This window comes from Nonomuraea sp. NPDC050022 (genome assembly GCF_044460705.1).
Lineage (GTDB): Bacteria > Actinomycetota > Actinomycetes > Streptosporangiales > Streptosporangiaceae > Nonomuraea.
The window spans coordinates 1-13,579 of sequence record NZ_JBITKE010000027.1 but is presented as its reverse complement, the minus strand read 5'-3'; the positions used below and the strand labels follow the sequence as shown (position 1 = coordinate 13,579).

11 protein-coding genes and 1 pseudogene are annotated in these 13,579 nt (G+C 69.1%); 8 read left to right on the top strand and 4 right to left on the bottom strand.

The features are described from left to right. Window positions 1–5: 5 nt before the first annotated feature. From ACIBO2_RS58165 to ACIBO2_RS58155, 3 genes are all read left to right on the top strand, one after another. Entirely contained in the window at window positions 6–2,336 is a 2,331-nt protein-coding gene (locus tag ACIBO2_RS58165) for an HAD-IC family P-type ATPase (RefSeq protein ID WP_397305297.1), read from the top strand. After that, window positions 2,333–4,060, top strand: a complete 1,728-nt coding sequence (gene argS / locus ACIBO2_RS58160) for an arginine--tRNA ligase (RefSeq protein WP_397305295.1) — start codon at window positions 2,333–2,335, stop codon at window positions 4,058–4,060. The genes ACIBO2_RS58165 and argS overlap by 4 nt, the downstream gene beginning before the upstream one ends. A 92-nt stretch (window positions 4,061–4,152) precedes the next feature. Continuing rightward, window positions 4,153–5,496 (top strand): hypothetical protein, encoded by a 1,344-nt coding sequence (locus tag ACIBO2_RS58155; RefSeq protein WP_358557865.1) that lies wholly within the window; start codon window positions 4,153–4,155, stop codon window positions 5,494–5,496. On the opposite strand, the gene ACIBO2_RS58150 is transcribed toward ACIBO2_RS58155, so the two are convergent. After that, window positions 5,493–5,873, bottom strand: coding sequence for a cell division protein SepF (locus ACIBO2_RS58150; RefSeq protein WP_225302506.1), 381 nt, complete (start codon window positions 5,871–5,873; stop codon window positions 5,493–5,495). The two genes, ACIBO2_RS58155 and ACIBO2_RS58150, sit on opposite strands and share 4 nt — an antisense overlap. A gap of 164 nt (window positions 5,874–6,037) precedes the next feature. Between ACIBO2_RS58150 and ACIBO2_RS58145 the strand changes: the two genes are divergently transcribed. Then, complete coding sequence (locus ACIBO2_RS58145) at window positions 6,038–6,802, top strand: PhzF family phenazine biosynthesis protein (protein WP_397305294.1); 765 nt, start codon at window positions 6,038–6,040, stop codon at window positions 6,800–6,802. Window positions 6,803–6,953: 151 nt separating this feature from the next. Here the strand turns inward: ACIBO2_RS58145 and ACIBO2_RS58140 are convergent. Continuing rightward, window positions 6,954–7,783 (bottom strand): annotated as a pseudogene (locus ACIBO2_RS58140) (helix-turn-helix transcriptional regulator). A 133-nt stretch (window positions 7,784–7,916) separates the two neighbouring features. Between ACIBO2_RS58140 and ACIBO2_RS58135 the strand changes: the two are divergent. Then, window positions 7,917–8,660, top strand: coding sequence for a dienelactone hydrolase family protein (locus tag ACIBO2_RS58135; RefSeq protein ID WP_358557872.1), 744 nt, complete (start codon window positions 7,917–7,919; stop codon window positions 8,658–8,660). A gap of 266 nt (window positions 8,661–8,926) precedes the next feature. Here the strand turns inward: ACIBO2_RS58135 and ACIBO2_RS58130 are convergent, their stop codons facing one another. Continuing rightward, on the bottom strand, window positions 8,927–9,409 hold the full coding sequence (locus ACIBO2_RS58130) for a nucleoside deaminase (RefSeq protein WP_397305291.1): 483 nt from the start codon (window positions 9,407–9,409) through the stop codon (window positions 8,927–8,929). Window positions 9,410–10,070: 661 nt separating this feature from the next. Between ACIBO2_RS58130 and ACIBO2_RS58125 the strand changes: the two genes are divergently transcribed. Next, window positions 10,071–10,586, top strand: a complete 516-nt coding sequence (locus ACIBO2_RS58125; RefSeq protein WP_358557876.1) for a DUF3592 domain-containing protein — start codon at window positions 10,071–10,073, stop codon at window positions 10,584–10,586. 316 nt (window positions 10,587–10,902) lie between these two features. Continuing rightward, the gene (locus tag ACIBO2_RS58120) at window positions 10,903–11,097 is read left to right on the top strand and encodes a hypothetical protein (protein ID WP_358557878.1); all 195 of its coding nucleotides are present in this window, start codon (window positions 10,903–10,905) and stop codon (window positions 11,095–11,097) included. A 381-nt stretch (window positions 11,098–11,478) separates the two neighbouring features. On the opposite strand, the gene ACIBO2_RS58115 is transcribed toward ACIBO2_RS58120, so the two are convergent. Continuing rightward, window positions 11,479–12,045, bottom strand: coding sequence for a TetR/AcrR family transcriptional regulator (locus ACIBO2_RS58115; protein ID WP_358557880.1), 567 nt, complete (start codon window positions 12,043–12,045; stop codon window positions 11,479–11,481). A 95-nt stretch (window positions 12,046–12,140) separates the two neighbouring features. On the opposite strand from ACIBO2_RS58115, the gene ACIBO2_RS58110 reads away from it, so the two are divergent. Then, the gene (locus ACIBO2_RS58110) at window positions 12,141–13,064 is read left to right on the top strand and encodes an NmrA family NAD(P)-binding protein (RefSeq protein ID WP_358557882.1); all 924 of its coding nucleotides are present in this window, start codon (window positions 12,141–12,143) and stop codon (window positions 13,062–13,064) included. Window positions 13,065–13,579 lie beyond the last annotated feature (515 nt).

The window sequence follows — 13,579 nt, the reverse complement described above, 5'->3', positions numbered from 1 at the left end:
GTTGTGTGGACGGCTTAACTTCAGCACAGGTCTCGGGGGCGAAGACCAACCATGTGCCGCGCCGGTCGAGCAGGTCGCTCGGCGCGATCATCAGGGCGAATGTCTTCACCCTGTTCAACCTGGTCATCGGCGTGCTCTGGGCGCTGGTACTGATCTTCGGCGCGTGGCAGGACGGACTGTTCGGGCTGGTCATCGTGGCCAACGCGCTGATCGGCATCGTGCAGGAGTTCCGGGCCAAGCGCACGCTCGACAAGCTCGCGGTGATCAACGAGGCGCCGGTCACGGTCCGCAGGGACGGCCGCGACCAGGAGATCCCGCCTCACCAGGTGGTGCTCGGCGACCTGATCCTGCTCGGGCCCGGCGATCGTCTGCTGGTGGACGGCGAGGTCGTCGAGTCCGACGGACTGGAGATCGACGAATCGCTCCTGACCGGCGAGGCCGATCCGGTGCACAAGCTGCCGGGCGACGAGGTGCAGTCGGGCAGCTTCGCCGTCGCGGGCTCGGGCGCGTTCGTCGCGACCAAGGTCGGCACCGACGCCTACGCCGTACGGCTGGCCGAGGAGGCGAGCCGGTTTCACCTCGCGCGCTCGGAGCTGCGTGACGGCGTCACGAACTTCATCAAGTACATCACCTGGCTCGTCATCCCGATCGGCACGCTGCTGATCTACAGCCAGCTGCGCAACTCGGCCGACTTCGGCACCGCCATCACCGGCGCGGTCGCCGGCATCGTCACCATGATCCCCGAGGGTCTGGTGCTGATGACCTCGATCGCCTTCGCGGTCGGCGTCGTACGGCTCGGCCGCCGCAGCTGCCTGGTCCAGGAGCTGCCCGCGATCGAGGGCCTGGCCCGGGTCGACGTGCTCTGCCTCGACAAGACCGGCACGCTCACCGCGGGCGGCATGGACCTCGGCGAGGTACTCCCCCTGAGCGACGGGCCGATCCACGACGCGCTCGCCGCCCTGGCCAACGTGGACCACCGGCCCAATGCCACGGCCAAGGCCATCCAGTCCCGCTACCCCGCGGCGGCCGACGGGTGGACGGCCGTCGATGTCGTGCCGTTCTCCTCGGCGCGCAAGTGGAGCGGCGCCGACTTCGGCCCCCACGGGGTGTGGCTGCTCGGCGCCCCCGACGTCCTGCTCGACGCCACCGCCGACGGCTACGAGCGGGCCGCCGAGCTGGCCTCGACCGGCGCCCGCGTGCTGGCGCTGTGCCGTACGGACAGCTTGGACAGCTTGGCGTCCGCAAGCGTGGCGTCGGCCGCCGGGACCGAGAAGGCCGCCGCCGGAACGGCGGAGGCCGTCGCGCTCGTCACGCTCAAGCAGCGCATCAGGCCCGACGCGCACGAGACCCTGCAGTACTTCGCCAAGCAGGGCGTCACGGTCAAGGTAATCTCCGGCGACAATCCTGACGCCGTCGCCGCGATCGCTACCGGCCTGGAGATTCCGGACGGCCATCGCGCGATCGACGCGCGTACCCTGCCGGCGGACGACCCGGCCAAGCTGGCCGAACTGCTGGACACCCACACCGTGTTCGGCCGCGTCACCCCGCAGCAGAAGCGCGCCTTCGTCGGCGCGCTCCAGTCGCGCGGCCACACCGTGGCGATGACCGGCGACGGCGTCAACGACGTGCTCGCGCTGAAGGACGCCGACCTGGGCATCGCGATGGGCGCGGGCAGTCCGGCCACCAAGGCCGTCGCCCAGGTGGTGCTGCTGGACGACAAGTTCTCCTCACTGCCGCACGTGGTGGGCGAGGGCCGCCGCGTGCTGGCCAACATCGAGCGGGTCTCGAACCTGTTTCTCACCAAGACGTTCTACGCGATCGCCCTGTCGCTGCTCACGGGGGTGCTCGGGCTGATGTTCCCGTTCGCGCCGCGCCATTCCACGCTGGTGAACGCGCTGACCATCGGCATCCCGGCGTTCGTCCTGGCGCTCGCGCCGACACTCGAACGCGCCAAGCCCGGGTTCGTGCCCCGGGTGCTGCGCTTCGCCATACCCGCCGGGCTGCTCTGCGCGGGCGCGGTGTTCCTGGCGTTCTGGGCCGCGCACAGCGGCACCTCCACCCTGATCGACGATCGTACGTCGGCGACGATCGCGCTCTTCCTCACCACCTGGTGGGTGCTCATCCTGATCACCAAGCCGCTCACCCTGGGGCGGATCGCCATGATCGGCGCCATGGCCGGGCTGTTCGCGTTGGCCCTCGCGATCCCCTTCATCCGCCATTTCTTCGCCCTCGAACCCGGCGATCTGAGCAACGATCTGACCGCCGTCGGCATCTCCGTGGTGGCTGCCGCGGGCATCAGCGTGGCGGTCAAGGTCGCCGGTACCCTTAGACCATGACCGACCCGCAGACAGTGCTCACCGAGCGCGTCCAGCAGGCGCTGGCGCACGCGTTCGGCTCCGAGTACGCCGACGCAGATCCGCTGATCCGGCCCTCCCAGTTCGCCGACTTCCAGGCGAACGTCGCGATGAGCCTGGCCAAGCGACTGCGACGCGCGCCGCGGGAGGTCGCCGAGGCCATCGCCGCGGAGCTGTCCGACTTCCCCGGCACGGTCGAGGTCAGCGGTCCCGGCTTTCTCAACATCGCGCTCGACGACTCGTGGATCGAGTCCGAGGCGAGCACGATGCTCGACGACCCGCGCGCGGGCGTCGGCTTCGCCACGCCGCCGCAGACGGTGGTGGTCGACTACTCCGCGCCCAACGCGGCCAAGGAGATGCACGTCGGCCACCTGCGCACTACGATCGTGGGCGACTCGCTGGCCCGCATGCACGAGCACCTCGGCAACACCGTCATCAGACAGAACCACCTCGGCGACTGGGGCACGCCCTTCGGCATGCTCATCGAGCATCTGCTCGACATCGGCGAGGAGGCCGCCGTCGCGCAGCTCGAAGCCGGCATGGGCACCGAGTATTACCAGGCGGCCAGGAGCCAGTTCGACGGCGGCGAGGAGTTCAAGGTCCGCTCGCGCAAGCGGGTGACCATGCTCCAGTCGGGCGACCCGGAGACCCTGCGGCTCTGGCACGTCTTCATGGACGCCACGATCCGCTACTTCAACAAGGTCTACGGCATGCTCGGCGTCACACTCACCGACGCCGACATCGCCGGCGAGAGCATGTACAACCCGATGCTCGAGAAGACCTGCGACGACCTGGAGGCCGCCGGGGTCGCCGTGCTGAGCGAGGGCGCGCTCTGCGTCTTCCCGCCCGGCTTCACCGGCTCCGACGACAAGCCGCTGCCCCTGATCGTCAGGAAGAGCGACGGCGGCTACGGCTACGCCTCCACCGACATGGCGGCGATCCGCTACCGGGTCGACGACCTCAAGTCCGACCGCATGCTCTACGTGGTGGGCGCCGACCAGGCGCTGCACTTCCGCATGGTGTTCGCGGCGGCCAAGCTGGCCGGCTGGCTGCCCGAGACGGCCTCGGCCGAGCACGTCCAGATCGGCATGATGCTGGGCAAGGACGGGCGCCGGTTCAAGACCCGGTCCGGCGAGTCGATCAAGCTGATGGATCTGCTGCAGGAGGCGGTCGACCGGGCCGCTGCGGCCATCGCCGACCGCGGCTACGACGAGACCGCGCGGGCCGAGATCGCGCACGCCGTGGGCATGGGCGCCGTGAAGTACGCCGACCTGTCGGTCAGTCACGACAGCGAATACGTCTTCGACTACGACCGCATGCTCGGCTTCAACGGCAACACCGGCCCCTACATGCAGTACGCGACGGCTCGGATCCGCTCCATCTTCCGCAGAGCGGGCGTGGCACCGGCCGACGCGACCGGCGACATCGTGCTCGGCGAGCCCGCCGAGCGTGCCCTGGCCCTCCACCTGCTGGGCTTCGGCGCACTGGTGGAGCAGGTCGCGGGCCTGTCGGAGCCGCACCGGCTCTGCGCCTTCCTGTTCGAGACCGCCAGCCTCTTCAGCACCTTCTACGAGGAGTGCCCGGTGGCCAAGGACGGGGTCGACGCCGAGACGAAGGCGCACCGGCTCGCTCTCTGCGCGCTGACCCTGCGGGTCCTGGAGACGGGGCTCGATCTGCTCGGCGTCCCGGTGCCCGAGCGCATGTAGCACGTGCGGGCGCGCCTCCACCTGGACGGCGCGCCCCCCGGCTAGGCTTTACGCGGTCATGAACTGAGGCCACTATGGGGGAGTTCTCTGCCTTGAGCACGGACCTGACTGCCGACCCCCAAGCAGCAACCGAGCTGCACCGATATGCCGAGGCGCTGCTGTCTCACCTGGCCGCCAACGGCGCCGCGCCCCCGGCCCCGCCCGACTTTCCCGACAAACCTGGCTACTGGCTGCCACCCGCCGTCGAAGCGCTGGTGGCGATCCTCGCCGGTGACGACCCGCTGGCACCGCTGAGCAAGGCGGCCGGGCGCGACCAGCAGCAGACCGCGCTCTTCTTGGCGCTCGCCCTGGCCGTCGCTGGTCACGGCAGCCGCATCCACGCCTCCTGGCTCGGCACCGCATTCGGCGACCTGTCGCTCGACCAGCCGGTCACCCACGGTCAGCGGGCGCTCTGGCTGGCCGCGGCCAGGGGCGCGTACGGCCCCGCCGGGAAGATCTTCGTGCTCCGCAAGCTCGACGCGGTGGCCGTACCCGAGCACGCGGACGCGGCGCAGTGGACCCAGGCGCTCCTCCCCGGCGAGCCGTCGGTGGTCGTGCCCCCTTCGCTGCTCGACTTCCCGGAGATGGCAGAGATCCCCGAACTCGCCACGCCCGTCCAGGCCGCCGCGCGGCTCGCCCGGCTGCGTGCCCGATGCGCGGAGATCACCTCGGCGAAGCAGGCCGAGCACGACTCCTCCACCCCGCTCACCAACAGCTCCGGCAGCCCCGCCGCCGCGTGGGAGGAGGACGAGCCGCTGGCCGTACTCCGCTCGCTCATCGGACTCGGCGGCCCCGCGGGACCGATGGCCGCGCTGAGCTCGCACCTCCTCGACGACCTGCGCCCCGGCGCCGATCCGCATCTGGCGGCGCTCGCCCTGCACGTGGCGGGCCCGATCCTGCGCGGCGTCGCGGAGGAGCTCGAATCCGACAGCCGGCTCGCGCCGCCCGACACGGTGACCGTGTCACTGCTCGGCCATGACATCGAGCTGCACCCCGAGGGGCCAGACGATGCCTCGCTCGCGGCGGCCGAACGCGAGATCGTGGACCAGGGCACGATGCGGCGACGGCCGCCATGGGCGGCCGTCGCGCTGATCGTGGCGGGGGTCGGTCTGCTCCTCGGAGCGCTGCTGGCAGACGGGCTGGGGGTGCCCGTACTCGCCGCACCGGGGGTGGCACTGCTTGGCCTGGCGGGCTGGCAACTCTGGCGGCGCCGCAAGGCCGTTGAATCGGACGCCCGCTACGTGGCCGCGCAGATCGCCGAGCTCAAGGAGCTGGCCGACGGCGCGGTGTGGGCGCTGCACGGATACGCGCGTGAGGCGGTCACGCGAGCGGAACAGGCCGCGGACGACTCGGCCGAGCTCACCCGGCTGATCCGTCGCGGCCCGCGCGCGGCCTAGGAGCTCTCGATCTCCACGTGGGCCGGCGCGAGCAGGAACACGCGGTCGGCGATGCGCTCGATCCGACCCTCACAGCCATAGGCGAGGCCGGCCGCGAAGTCGACCATCCTGGTCGCCTCCGGCATCGGCATGCCCGTCACGTCCATGATCACCGTCTGGCCATCACGGAAGTGCTGCCCGATCATCGGCGCGTCGTTGTACTTGAGCGGCTGAACCATCACGATTCGTGACGAGTCGGCGGTCGAACGCCAGCGCCTCGCCGCCCGCTCCGTCGCCGGCATGTACTCCTCTTCGTACTGCTCGTCGTCGTAGCCGTCGTCGTAGTGGTCGATCCCGCCCAGGCCAAGGTAGCTCACCACCTTGCGCACTGCCCCCATCGGCTTGTCCTTTCCTCAGGAACTCACCTCAATCGGCACGTCCCACCATTGGACGTTAACCGACGACGAGAAGTTCGCCGTGCGACACGCCCACAACTAATTCCATTTTGTACGGCTAGCGGCCAGGTATCACCTGGATATCTCTCCCCCGATAGCCTCGATACATGCGCGTGTTCACTGTAGATGCCTTCACCGACACTTCTTTCCGGGGCAATCCGGCCGCGGTGTGCCTGCTGGACTCGCCCTCTCCCGAGTCATGGATGCAGGCAGTCGCCACGGAGATGAACCTGTCGGAGACCGCCTTCCTGCTCGGCGATTCGCTACGCTGGTTCACCCCCGCGGTCGAGGTCTCCCTCTGCGGCCACGCCACGCTGGCCACCGCACATGTGCTCTATTCCACAGGTGCGGCCGGCGGTCAGCTCGAATTCAGTACGGCGAGCGGAACTCTCACCGTGAATCGCATGGCCAACGGCATGATCACGATGGATTTCCCGGCGAAGGAAGTGTCACCGGCGGCCGTTCCCGACGGGTTGGAAAATGCACTCGGAGCTGCACCGGTGCAGGTCGGGAGGAGCAATCTCGACCTGGTGGTGGAGCTGGAATCGGAGGCGGCGATACGTTCACTCGCACCCGACATCGCGGCACTGGCCACCATCGAGGCCCGTGGCGTGATCGTCACGGCGCGGGGCTCATCGACCGACTTCGTCTCCCGCTTCTTCGCCCCGAACGTGGGGGTGCCGGAGGACCCGGTGACGGGCTCGGCACACTGCGCGCTGGCCCCTTATTGGGGGCAGCGGCTGGGACGGGACACCATGGTGGGCGCGCAACTGTCGGCCAGGGGCGGGCTTGTGCACGTGCGGTTGGACGGGGACCGCGTACACCTGGCCGGGCGAGCGGTCACGGTGCTGTCTGGGGAACTGCACGTCTGACGGGATGAGCGGACCCTGGATGTTGGACGGGGGAACTGTACTTTGACCGGACCGCACGTGCGGTGCGATGGGACGACCGTCGTCCAGGGCTGGCGGAGGAACGGGTCTGAGGCCGCCGCCTACGTCCGGAAGCGCCAATTAGTCGTACGCCTTAGTCGTACGTCGGCGAGAGCGCCCAGCTCGCGAGCAGTTGCACCGCCGCCTCGGTGGCGCTGCCCGCGACCGGCACGAGCACGATCAGCCGCTGCCGGGAGTCCCCGGCAGGGACGAAGTGCTCATAGGTGAAGCTCACGATGCCCAGGGCGGGGTGCCGGAAGCTTTTCACCCCATGTGTGCGCATGCTGACGTCACCGCCACCCCATAGCGCGCGAAACGTCGCACTCTTCTCACGCAGCTCGCGGATCAGCCCGGCCAGCTCGGTGTCCTCCCGATACCTCCCGAACGTGACCCGCAACTGCCCGGCGGTCTCGGCGGCGACCTGGTCCCAGTCCACGTACAGGTTCTTGCCGTCTGGGGTCAGGAAAGCCTCCGGGCCAGGTTGGGACGGCCCTCGTCGAACCTGAACAGGCGCGCGGCCACGGCGTTGGCCACCAGGACGTCGAACCGGTCGTTGATCACCATGGCGGGCGTGCGGATCAGATCCAGCATGCCGACCAGTTCCGGCCGGGCGACGTCGGCGGCGGGCGCCGCGCGCCGCCGCTCCCGTACGGGACCGGCCAGGGTACGCAGGTGCGCGCGCTCCACGTCGTCGAGGCGCAGGGCGGCGCCGATGGCGTCGAGAACCTCGGGTGACGGATGCGCGGCTCGCCCCTGCTCCAGCCGCTGGTAGTACTCGGCGCTGATCCCGGCGAGCTGCGCGACCTCCTCGCGGCGCAGCCCCGCCACCCGGCGCCGCCCCAGCCCCCTGATCCCGACGCTCTCCGGCGTGACCCGCTCCCTACGTGATCGCAGGAAACCCGCCAGCTCCTGTCGTTCTCCCACGAAACCCAGTATGTCGGCTTCCTCCACCGCGAAGGGTGGCCCTGCCAGTACCCGGATCCACGGGGCCTGGGACACCCGCCGAAGCCCCTGGCAGGCTTCCACCCCATCAGACCGGGAGAAGGAGAACCCCACGATGTGCCACGACCTCGACAGTAAGCCCCCGGCCGCTCCCGCCGTCACCGGAGGGGTGGCCGAGCACGGGCCGCTGGAACTCGCCGTCGCCGACGGCAACCGCTTCCTGGTCTACCGGGCGGCCGCGGAAGTCCCCAACGGCAACAACGTGCTGCTGATGCCCGATGTGCGGGGTTTCCACCCGTTCTACGCGCGCCTGGCCCAGCGGTTCGCCGAGGCCGGCTTCCACACCCTGGTGATGGACTACTACGGCCGCAGCGCCGGCATCGCTCCCCGGGACGAAGCGTTCGACGGGTACGCCCACATGGCCCTGCTCGAACCGCAACACGTCGAACTCGACGCCTCCACCGCCGCGGAGACGATCCGCGGCTGGCACCCCGGCCCGTTGTTCAGTGTCGGTTTCTGCCTCGGCGGCGGCTACTCCTGGCGGCTGGCCTCGGCCGGGCTCGGCCTGGCCGGAGCCGTCGGCTTCTACGGGCCGCCACGTTTCGTCGGCGACCGCGCGGGCCAGCCGTCCGCACCCCTGCTCATGCTGCTCGCGGGAGACGACGTGGCCACTAGTCCGGAGGAGTACGCGACGCTGACCGGCGAGTTCGACCGGGCTGGCAAGCCGTACGAGAAGCACGTGTACGACGGCGCCCCGCACTCGTTCTTCGACGACTCCTACGAGCAGTGGCAGGACGCCTGCACCGACGCCTGGCACCGCATCCTCGCCTTCACCTCCTACCACGGCGTCGCGCTGTGAACGAGCGCTACGAACGCGGCCTCGCGCGGCAGGCAGAGCTCGGCCCCGGCGCAATCCGTACGCGGGCGTACGACGCGCTCGCGGACACCTGGCCGGGCGAGCGGTCACGGGTGCTGACGGGGGGAGCTGCACGTCTGACGGGATGAGTGGGCTGTTGGCAGGGACCCGCACGCTTGACGGGACCTGCAATTTGACGGGACCGACTTGCCGAGCCCGTATCGCGGGTATCCGGGGACCGCTGTGACGACGTCCGTACCGGGCGGACCTCAGCCAGAGGCACTGTGACGACGTCGGTGCAGCTCCCGCACCTGGGCCGCAAGCTCCGACACCGGCCCCTCCACCACAGCACCCGGAACGACCTGCTGGATCGGCAGTGTCCGCACCGGCGGCGCGGGAACGCCCAACTCGGCGAGCCACCCGGCAAGCTGCTCCGACGAACTCGCGTACACGATGCGCCCCAACCCGACCCACCCGTGCGCGGCCGCACACATCGGGCAGTGCTCTCCAGAGGTGTAAACGGTCGCGGCCGCCCTTTCCTCAACCGTCATATGCGCTGCGGCCCACCGAGCCAGCTCGAACTCCGGATGCCGGGTATTGTCGCCTGCGGCCACGCGGTTGTGATCCTCAGCGAGCACGATCCCATCAGCGGACACGAGCACGGACCCGAACGGCTCATCTCCCACCTCCAGTGCCTCGGTCGCCAACTCCACACATCGCCGCAGGTGCCGCAGATCGTTTTCGGTCGTCACAGCGCCTCTCCCGGAATTCTGATCTTCAAGTTCCATGCTAGGGCTTCGGGATGTGACCCCTCTCAGCGCATCAGTGTCAGCTCACGAGGCCAGGGCGGCGGCCGCCTACCTGGCGGGGCTGCGCACGTCGTCGCGGGCGTTCAACACCGAGAAGACCTGCGCCCGCCTTGTACTTGTCGCACTGCCTGGGTCACGGCGCGGCTATCACCACAACCGCTGCCCGAGGCCGGCGGAGAAAACGAGCTTGAGGCCCGCCTACGTCCGGAAGCGCCCCTAAGTCGTATGCCGGCGAGAGCGCCCGGCTCGCCAGCAGCCGCACCCTCCCGCCTCAGTGGCGCGACCTCCTCGCGGCGCAGTCCCGCCACTCGGCGCCGCCCCAGCTCCTTGATCCCGACGCTCTTCGGCTGGCGTGACCCGCTCCCTACGGGACCGCAGGAAGCCCGCAAGCTCGTGTCGTTTCCCACAACCTAGTGGCGCAGCAGATCGGGTTTGCCCTGTTCGCGCGCTACGCCGACGGGATCTCGTCTCGGTCGGCATGATCACTTGACGCTCCTCAGGTGGCTGAGCGGGTTCGCGTACGGAGTCCACCACTCCACCGACGACGGGAACCCATGGTCCGCCGAAACGTTCTAACGTGCAGACCGACCCGAGGAGATCTGCGTTGAACGACCTGTTCCAGTACCTCCCATTGCTGTTCGTGGCATTTGGATTGGTGCTCATTCTGGTTTCGATCAGAGGGATCATCAACGGCAGGCGATTCGTACAGCAGGCGCAGCGAGTGCAAGGCGTGGTCAGCGACGTCCGGACCAGGTTCACGGGACGAGGCGAGCACTTGCGGGCAAACCAGTGGCCGGTCCTGACCTTCACGACCCTGGAGGGACGAGAGATCACTACCGAGGCGGCGACCACCTCCAACCTCGGCACCGGCGACGAGACCGAGGTGCTCTACGACCCGCAGGACCCGACCACGGCCATGCCCGCGGAGAACACCGGCGGCAGCTACGGCGGCATAGTCGCCGGGCTCATCGCGATCGTGATCGGCGTGGTCTTCTTCTTCGGCGTCTGGGACGGCTTCGGCTTCTGGGGCGGCGGTAGTACGAGTGGGTGCGAGCTCCAGCGCCCCGATGGCTCCGTCGAGAGCGTCGCCTGCCCGCCCGGCCTTGGGATCGGCGGATGACCGGCCTCCAGGCGGTGGGCGGCTAGTGCCGTGCCAGGCTACGTTTGTCCTCTTGATGATCCTGCGTAGGCGCTCGTTTTGGGTGCGGCGGTTGCGCCAGGCGATGTAACGGCGGAGCATGCTGCCCTGCTCACGGTGGGAAGCGTGGTCGGTGCCGTTGAGAGTGAACTCGTGCAGCGCGGTGAACTGGGCTTCAATCCGGTTCAGCTCCCCGGGCGGCCGCGCGGGCAGGCGTCGGACTTCTTGGTGCCCGGTTGAAGGAGCCTGAGCGACGGCTGCCAACGTGGGACCTGCTTCCGCCCATTGCCAGGCCGGCGTGTCGGTCGTCGATGGGATATTGAGCATCTCCGTCGTCGACGACGGGCCGGGGCAGCGACGCCTGCCGGGTGAGGTGGGCCGACACGGACTCGCGGGTATGCGTGAACGGGCCACGCTGTACGGCGGCACCTTCGAGGCCGGACCTCTGCCGGGGAACGGGTTCGGCGTGTACGCATCATGGGAGATCGCTTGACTGCCCCAGCTCACGCCGGCCATCAGAGATCCCGACGCACAGCTCCACTGACCGTCCCGGTTATCTAGGGCGCCGAGAAGGCGTCAGGCATGTGAGGCAAGTGGGCTCCCGAGGAACATGCCGGACAGGTTATCTGGGGTTGTCAGGCATGTTGGTCACCTGTGGAACCCCTTCTCTTGACAACGATCTCCCTCAGTGCCCGGTCGTACGCGTCGTACGTCAGCGTCGCCGCAGTCACGTTGGCCTCTGGCAGCCATCGGGTACCATGCCGTTGGCCAGCGTGGGAGGCCATCGGCCACTCGAGTTCGCCCGCCGCCGCTTCGCCGCCTGACGGCTCGTATCAAGCAGGCAGGACGAGGGACGGTCTTTCGAGCAGGCTTCTCAGCCCTGCGGGCTCAGGCCCGCCACGGCCAGCCGGAACAGCCGGTCCGCACGGGCCGCCGGGTCAGGGTGGTGCTCCGTCGCGAGGACGACGCCCACGATCAGCGCGATCAGGTCGGCGACGGTGACGCCCTCCGCCACCGCCCCGTCCTGCACGGCGCGCTGCAGCAGAGGGTTCCCCGCCTCTGTCATCATCGCCGAGCAGGTGTTCTCGTGTACGGGGTCGGGCTCGGCCCCGTCGTAGGCCAGCGCCGCCGCCAGCCCTCGGGCCGCGACGCAGTAGGCGACGACGTCACTGAGCCATTCCAGGAGCGCGTCACGGCTGTCACCCTTGCCTGTTAGCTCGCGGGCGCGGGTGGCCAGGGCCTCGATGCGCTGATGGGAGACCGCCTCCAGCAGCGCCCGGCGGGTCGGGAAGTGGCGGCGTACGGTGGCCGAGCCGACCCCCGCGATGCGCGCGATCTGTTCCAGGGAGGCGCCGGCCCCGTACGCGGCGACCTCCTCCTCGGCCACGGCGAGGATGCGCGCGTAGTTGCGCCGGGCGTCCGCGCGCTGGCGGTCGGGCATGGGCGTCATCTCCAGGGTTGCTAAATGGCGGGACCCGCCATATCGTATCGCACAGAAAACGGCGGCCCCCGCCGTTTATAGCGTTGAGGAGCACCATGTCTGCAGATTCCGCACCCGTCCTGGTCACCGGCGCCACCGGCAGGCAGGGCGGCGCCACCGCCCGAGCCCTGCTCGCTGCAGGCGTTCCCGTACGCGCCCTGGTGCGTTACCCCGACACCGAGCGAGCCAAGGCCGTCGAGGCACTAGGCGCCGATCTGGTCACCGGTGATCTCCACGATCGCGATTCGGTGGTGCGGGCCGCCAAGGGTGTCCGCGCCGTCTTCTCTGTTCAGATGCCCGCCCTGGCCGCCAAAGGTTTCGATTTCGACGGAGAGGTGGCCCAGGCCGTCAACCTCATCGAAGGCGCGCAGGCTGCGGGAGTGCCGCAGTTCGTACACACGTCCACCAGTGGCGCCGGTCAGCACACCGAGGCTCCTGGCTGGATCGCAGGCCGCTGGGGCTCCTTGGACGCCAGCCTGGGAGCCAAGAGCACGATCCAGGACCGGGTTCGCGCGGCTGGCTTCTCCCGCTGGACGATCCTCAAGCCGGGCTTCTTCATGGAGAACTTCCTGCCGTCCATGGCTTTCCTGTTCCCGCGGGGCGTTGAAGGCGGTCTGGTGAGCGTCGTGAAGCCGGACACACGGCTCTCCCTCGCCGCGGTGGACGACATCGGCAGGGCAGCCGCCGCAGCCATCGCCGAGCCGGAGCGGTTCCACGGGGTCGAGCTGGAGCTGGCAAGTGACTACCTGTCGATGACGGAGATCGCCGAGGTCCTCTCCCGCGCGCTGGGCACGCACCTGTCCGCGCCGGACATGACCGAGGAGCAGGCACTCGCCGCCGGAATGCCGGCGATGGGCGCCTCACACGAGTGGATGAACATAGCCGGCCAGCCGGCCCGCCCGCAGTACGCCAGGGAGCTCGGCCTTTCGCTCACCAGCTTCGAGGAATGGGCTCAGCAGCACCTGCGGGCCGCGGCTTGATACAGAGGGGGCGGCCGGCTGCGATGGTCATCCCAGACCTGGTCCTCATCTCTGCCCGGGCCATCGTCTTGCTGATCTCAGCCCCCTCTCTCTGTCAAGATGGCCCGCTACGCCTGGCTGCTGCGCACCTACCAGCCTTACGTACCTGACACGCCTTTAAGCAGCTGACCAGCTATTTCGCTTGGCAACCCAAGATAAACCGAGCTCACACCGATGACCAGAAATCCCAGCGCACAGCTCCACTGCCGCCCTGGCGGCTCGGTGGTATCCCATCCAGTGGTGGACAACAATCGGTGTGTGTTTCCTACGGGGGCGCACAGGGCTTAGCGGATGGGAAACTACACCGCTCCGCGGGACGTCATTCTGCCCTTCCGCACGCCCGAACCCCCGAAACGACCCGGAACGCAAAAGAAGGGCCCACGCGCCACGCGCAGGGCCCCGAAACGCGAAAAGGGCCCCACGCGTCATGCGTGGAGCCCTTTCTGCAACCAAAGATTGTCCGGCGGTGACCTACT

Coding starts and splice junctions, on each gene's coding strand:
- ACIBO2_RS58145 (WP_397305294.1), top strand. CDS start 6,038: ATGCGCGTGTTCACTGTAGATGCCTTCACCGACACTTCTTTCCGGGGC.
- ACIBO2_RS58150 (WP_225302506.1), bottom strand. CDS start 5,873: ATGGGGGCAGTGCGCAAGGTGGTGAGCTACCTTGGCCTGGGCGGGATC.
- ACIBO2_RS58110 (WP_358557882.1), top strand. CDS start 12,141: ATGTCTGCAGATTCCGCACCCGTCCTGGTCACCGGCGCCACCGGCAGG.
- argS (WP_397305295.1), top strand. CDS start 2,333: ATGACCGACCCGCAGACAGTGCTCACCGAGCGCGTCCAGCAGGCGCTG.
- ACIBO2_RS58115 (WP_358557880.1), bottom strand. CDS start 12,045: ATGCCCGACCGCCAGCGCGCGGACGCCCGGCGCAACTACGCGCGCATC.
- ACIBO2_RS58135 (WP_358557872.1), top strand. CDS start 7,917: ATGTGCCACGACCTCGACAGTAAGCCCCCGGCCGCTCCCGCCGTCACC.